This window comes from Lactobacillus sp. HMSC08B12, from assembly GCF_001808415.1.
Classification (GTDB): Bacteria; Bacillota; Bacilli; order Lactobacillales; family Lactobacillaceae; genus Lactobacillus; species Lactobacillus delbrueckii.
The window spans coordinates 1-5911 of the sequence record NZ_KV793106.1; the positions used below are offsets into that span (position 1 = coordinate 1).

The 5911-nt window shown below is 50.8% G+C and carries 5 protein-coding genes and 1 pseudogene; 1 reads left to right on the forward strand and 5 read right to left on the reverse strand.

Going from position 1 to position 5911, the window contains the following annotated elements:
• The 5 genes and pseudogenes from HMPREF3168_RS01070 to HMPREF3168_RS01090 form a co-directional block, all read right to left on the reverse strand.
• Positions 1-318: pseudogene (locus HMPREF3168_RS01070) on the reverse strand (RNA-guided endonuclease TnpB family protein); the annotation flags it as partial.
• 145 nt (positions 319-463) lie between these two features.
• Complete coding sequence (locus HMPREF3168_RS01075; RefSeq protein ID WP_070488032.1) at positions 464-661, reverse strand: TMEM175 family protein; 198 nt, start codon at positions 659-661, stop codon at positions 464-466.
• 138 nt (positions 662-799) lie between these two features.
• Complete coding sequence (locus HMPREF3168_RS01080) at positions 800-982, reverse strand: hypothetical protein (protein WP_070488034.1); 183 nt, start codon at positions 980-982, stop codon at positions 800-802.
• Positions 983-1102: 120 nt separating this feature from the next.
• Positions 1103-2089 (reverse strand): LacI family DNA-binding transcriptional regulator, encoded by a 987-nt coding sequence (locus tag HMPREF3168_RS01085; RefSeq protein ID WP_070488036.1) that lies wholly within the window; start codon positions 2087-2089, stop codon positions 1103-1105.
• 22 nt (positions 2090-2111) lie between these two features.
• The gene (locus HMPREF3168_RS01090; protein ID WP_070488038.1) at positions 2112-3569 is read right to left on the reverse strand and encodes a sucrose-6-phosphate hydrolase; all 1458 of its coding nucleotides are present in this window, start codon (positions 3567-3569) and stop codon (positions 2112-2114) included.
• 290 nt (positions 3570-3859) lie between these two features.
• On the opposite strand from HMPREF3168_RS01090, the gene HMPREF3168_RS01095 reads away from it, so the two are divergent.
• Positions 3860-5800 (forward strand): sucrose-specific PTS transporter subunit IIBC, encoded by a 1941-nt coding sequence (locus HMPREF3168_RS01095; RefSeq protein ID WP_070488039.1) that lies wholly within the window; start codon positions 3860-3862, stop codon positions 5798-5800.
• Positions 5801-5911: the final 111 nt, after the last annotated feature.

Genomic DNA, 5911 nt, shown 5'->3' on the forward strand with positions numbered 1-5911 from the left:
CTTTGAGAGTCTGACGGTTCTTGAATCGGGAGACTTCAATCCTTGAGCTTTGTTTTTCTTGTAGGCCTTTTTCCAGTCTTTAACCGCTTTGCGGGCTTTCTTTATTTCACCGTCATGCTCGCGGATTTTATCTCTAGGGCCATACCAGTTAGCAACATCAGTCATATGGTTGATGCCGCATAACTGTGAATAAAGGAAGTCTCTGCATTTGCCGTAAGCAGTGAACAGCTCATCCAATTCTTTTAGTTCGTCACCATTTAATTTTACGGTATAGGCTCTAACTGTCTTAGTTTGAGTTCTTCTCTTTTTTCTGGTCATTTTGGGAAACGGCTTTCTTTTTACGATCTTATGTTCGTGTCTAGCCGTATTATATCACAGAAGCTCGTCCAAATACATTGATAACATGACCTAGAATAGAAAAGACTATAAATAAGCATTAGTAGTCTTAAATTGCTATTTTTGACTATATATTTTTACAGCTACTGACTTCCCAGTAAATGGCCATGTAAAAGAAACTGAGCAGGTAGATGACCAGCTGCGGGACCAGCGGCTTTAGAGCCTGGAAGCTGGCCTCTTCCGGGGCCTTCATTTCCAGGACCATGATGGTGATGATGATGGCCAATACGCCATCGCTGAATGCTTCCAAGCGGTTCTTGCTCACTTTTTTCCTCCAAACAGAAATGCTTAATCTAACTTAAATACTTTTATTGCATCTTTACCATTTTAGCCTACTTTTGCCCAAAAGAAAAAGCCTGGCAAAGCCAGGCCCAATTTCTTCTGCTTTATTCAGTAGTTAGCACTATTCTTGATTCTTGTAGTCAGCTTCCATTTCCTGCGGATCTTCCGCCTCTTCTTCATCGAAGCTGTATTCCATCTTCTTGTTGCGGTCCTTCATAAAAGCATAGGCAATTTCCGCCCCGTAGACCAGGAGGCCGATCAGGCTAAAAGCCAGAATGAACAGCCAAACGCGTTTCTTCTCCATGCTTGTCACCTTAGCTTTCTTTTAACTAAAAATCACTTCCCAATTTTATTATAAGCGCTTTTCGGGAAAAATACAGATTATCCTGGCAAAGACAGGAAAAGCATCCCCCGCAGGAGATGCTTAAACAGTCTGGTTTCTCAGCAGCTTGACCGGGAGCAGGTAGCTGTTTTGGGCCAGCTTCTTTTCCGGGTCCGCGATCCGCTCATAGAGCAGCTTGACCAAGGTCCCGGCCAGGTCTGGAACCGGCTGGACGACCGTCGCTAATTCCGGCACGTAGTTCTGGACCAGCTGGGTCCCGTCAAAGCCAACGATTTTCAAGTCCTCCGGCACCCTGATCCCCAGCTTCCTGGCTTCTTTTAAGAGCAGGATGGCCGTCAGATCGTCTGAGCAAAAGACCCCGTCGATCTTCCGCCCGCTGGTCAAGAGCTCCCGGAGTTCTCGCTCCTTAGCCGCCGGAGACTCGTAAAAGGCTGACTGAGCCGTGTGTACCGTCAATCCCGCCGCGGCCACCGTGTCCGCGTAGCCGTCAAAGCGGCGGGAGGTCGGGTTGCCTGTTTTAACCGGATTGCCGACAAAGTAGACATGCCCGCATCCCGCGTCAACCATGGCTTGGGTAGCCAGGCAGCCGCCCTGGTAGTTGTCACTGGTCACGATCGGCACCTGGTCAGACAGGTCCCGGTCAAAGGAAACGATCGGCAGGCCATAGCGCTGGTATTCTTCAATCCCTAGGTTGTGCGAACCCGCGATGATACCGTCGACCTGGTTGGCCTCCAGCATCCGCAGATAGCGTCGCTCTTTATCGCTGTCCTGGCCGGCGTCGCAGAGCAGCATCTTGTAGCCGTCCGCTTCCAGCTTGTCTTCAATTGCCGCGACCAGTTCCGCGAAGAAGGGATTGGTGATGCTGGGCATGATCACCCCAATCATCTTGGTCTGCTTGCCCTGCAAAGACCGGGCCAAGGTGTTGGGCTGGTAGTTCAGCTCCCGCATGGCCGCGTACACCCGATCCCTGGTCTTCTGGCTGATGTAGCCGTAGTTGTTGATCACCCGCGAGACAGTCGTCGGCGAGCAGCCAGCCTTCTCCGCTACATCAGTTAATTTTGGCCTCATCGTCATCCCCTCTTCTGCTCTCCTACATATCCTTTAACCGCCAAGTCTTGGCCTGGTAGTCAACACCGCTATCCATCTTAACAAAAGTTTGTCCATTTTGAGTGAAGAATCTCCCCGTAATGACTTCTTCGCCGCCATTGACAAAAATTTCAAAGAGGGAGTGGTCCACAAAGATCCGCAGGTCCAGGTCTTCCCCGGCTGGCAATTTCACCGTCCGGCTAGTCCCGTAGTCCGGGTTCACGGCCTGGCCGCATTCACCCCGGTCAACCGTTAAGCGGGCGTGCTTGCCGGTCTTGAAGCGAAGCTTGATGCAGTTCTTACCTTCACTGTCTGCCGCCAAAAGCAGCTTGCCCTTCTGCCCCTGCTTAATAGTCAGCTTCAGTTCGCTTTGCGCGCCAGCATCAAAGGCCAGGTCACCTGTGAAGTCTTCTTCGACTCCTCTCAGGCTCTTCATGGCTTTGACCGGCTTTTGAAGCAAGCGGCCGTGCTTTAAAGCCAAGCGCTTGACCTGGCTCAAGCAGTTAGCCCAGCCTTCCTTATCACTTGGGTAAGTCACATCCGGCAGGCCAACCCAGCTGATGGCGTAAGCATAGCCATCTGGCGCGTTGAAGGCCTGAGTAGCGTAGACGTCAAAGCCCCCGTCCAGGTTGATCGGGGCCTTCTGCTTGGTCTCGAAGTGGCCGGTTTCAAAGTCAAAGCTTTCCCCAACCCAGTACATGTTCGGGTAGACATTCTGGTAGTCGGTCACGTTCTTGTCCAAACCCTGCGGGCAGAAGATGAAGACCGGCTTGCCGTCAACAAAGACCAGGTTCGGGCATTCAACCATGTAGCCCATGTCTGGCAGGTCAACATAGCCCAGGTCCTGCCATGGACCCGTTACAGCATCTGCCTTGTAAAGGCTGATCTTGCCGGCCTTGGTCTCCTTGTCCTGGGCACCCAGAATAGCGTAGTACTTGCCATCGTGCTCTAAAATCTGCGGGTCACGGAAATGCTCAGTCACATGCTCTGGCGAGTTGATCAGAGGCGTCTCCAGCTTGGTCACCTTTCCCTCTTCGTCCATCCAGGCCCCAACCTGGTAAGAATGGCGAACCCAGTTTTCGTCGCGGACATTGCCCGTGTACATCAGAAAAAGCTTGTCGCCAATTGCCTTGGCTGAACCAGAATAGGCCCCATGGCTGTCCAGCGGGGTGTCAGGATAAACAGCTTCGCCCAGGTTTTCCCAGTGAACCAGGTCGGAACTGGTCAAGTGCACCCAGGACTTCAAACCATGCACTGCCCCAAATGGGTAAGCCTGGTAGAAGACCTGCCAGCGGCCATTATAGTAGGAAAAGCCGTTAGGGTCGTTCAATAAACCAGAAGTTGGCCGGATGTGGTAGTGCAATTGGTAGTCTGACCGGGCTGCCTGGCTCTGCAGCTCAAGCAAAGTCTTGACATCCCATTTCTCATAAGGAAGATATCTTTTTTCTCTTGTCCATTCCATATTAAGCAACCTCCGCTTAATCACTAATCTCTTCTTTAGTAACCTTTTATCTTTATTTGCCAGATTGTTCCCAGGCAAAAAATCATCTGGATAATCAAGCTTTTATCATCTTCTATTTTAGGGTTGAAGCGCTAACATGTCAAACGGTTAACAGACTCTTTTTAAGTTAACAGAACTTTTATAAAATATTCTCTGTCAAACGATTGACATATTTGTCAGAAACCGCTATTATTGTTAAGTGAATTAAAGAAAAGCGTTTTCAGAGAATAAGGAGAGTGTTTCTCGTGGCAATGAATTACAATGCAGTTGCCAAGCGGGTGATCGCTGCCGTAGGTGAAGACAACCTGGTAGCTGCTGCCCACTGTGCGACTCGTCTGCGTTTAGTCTTAAAAGACGATACCAAGATCGACCAAGCAGCCTTGGACAAGGATCCCGACGTTAAGGGTACCTTCAAGACTGACGGCCAATACCAAGTTATCATCGGGCCTGGTGACGTTGACAACGTCTACAACGAATTGATCAAGCAAACCGGCCTGTCCGAAGTTTCTACCGACGACTTGAAGAAGATCGCCGCCAGCGGCAAGAAGGTCAACCCTGTCATGGCCTTCATCAAGCTTTTGAGTGACATCTTCGTGCCAATCATCCCAGCCCTGGTTGCGGGTGGTTTGCTGATGGCCTTGAACAACTTCTTTACCAGTCCTGGCCTGTTCGGGCCTAAGTCCCTGGTCCAAATCAACCCAGCTATCAAGGGCCTGTCTGAAATGATCCAACTGATGTCAGCTGCCCCATTCATGTTCCTGCCGGTTCTGGTCGGTATTTCCGCCGCTAAGCGGTTCGGCGCCAACCAATTCCTCGGGGCTGCAATGGGCTTGATCATGACCACCCCGCAGCTGGCTGGTGCAACTCACTACTGGAACATCTTCGGCTTGCACGTAGCGCAAACCAACTACCAATACCAAGTTATTCCAGTCCTGGCAGCTATCTGGATCTTAGCCTTCTTGGAAAAGAAGCTGCACAAGGTCCTGCCAAGCGCGGTTGACTTTACTTTCACCCCGCTTCTGTCAATCATGATCACTGGCTTCCTGACTTTCACCATCGTCGGGCCAGTGATGCAGACCGTTTCTGACTGGATCACCAACGGCTTCGTATGGCTGTACGACACTGCTGGCTTCATCGGCATGGGTCTGTTCGGTCTTTGCTACTCAGCCATCGTTATGACTGGTTTGCACCAAAGCTTCCCGGCCATCGAAACCCAATTGCTGGCTGCCTTCGCTGCCGGCAAGGGTGCGGGCGACTTTATCTTCGTTGTTGCTTCCATGGCCAACGTTGCTCAAGGTGCCGCAACCTTCGCTATCTGGTTCTTGACTAAGAACGAAAAGATGAAGGGTCTGTCTTCATCAGCCGGTGTTTCTGCCCTCCTGGGGATCACCGAACCAGCCCTCTTCGGGGTTAACTTGAAGTACCGCTTCCCATTCTTCTGCGCCCTGATCGGGTCCGGTGTTGCTTCAGCCCTTGCAGGTCTCCTGCACGTTGAAGCCGCATCCCTTGGTTCTGCGGGTTTCCTGGGCTTCCTGTCCATCTACCCGAAGACCATCCCAATGTACGTTGTCTGTGAACTTGTTTCCTTCGCTATTGCCTTCGCCTTGACTTTCTTCTGGGGCAAGAGCCACTTGAAGGAAGAAGTTGCCAGCGTTGAAGGCAAAACTGGCGTCAGCGCTTCAACTGAAGTTCCAGCTGAACAACAAGTTGAAGCTGCCAAGACTGCTGGTTTGGAAGACGAAGTAGTTTTGGCACCTGTAGACGGCGTTTCTGAAGACCTGTCAGCCGTAAATGACGAAATCTTCTCCCAGAAGCTCATGGGTAACGGGGCAGCCATTGTTCCTAGCGACGGCAATGTCTACGCTCCTGTTACCGGTACTGTTTCCGTTGCTTACAAGACTGGCCACGCTTACGGGCTTAAGTCTGACGACGGTGCCGAAGTCCTGATCCACATCGGTCTGGACACGGTCAACTTGAACGGCCAGCACTTCAAGTCCCTGGTCACTCAAGGCCAGCACATTGAAAAGGGCGACAAAATCGGTGAAGTCGACCTGGATGCCGTCAAGGCTGCCGGCTACGACACCACTGTCATGGTTGTCATCACCAACACCCCTTCATACAATGAAGTGGCCCGGGTTGAAGCAACTGACGTTAAGCACGGCGACAACTTGATTTCTTTAACTGCTCACTAATCAAAACTACTACTACCATGAAGCAGCCCTGCCCGGGCTGCTTTTCTTTTACTAATTTTCATTTGACAATATATTCATGATTTTTTCGGTTCAGTATAAAAACTTGTGTAA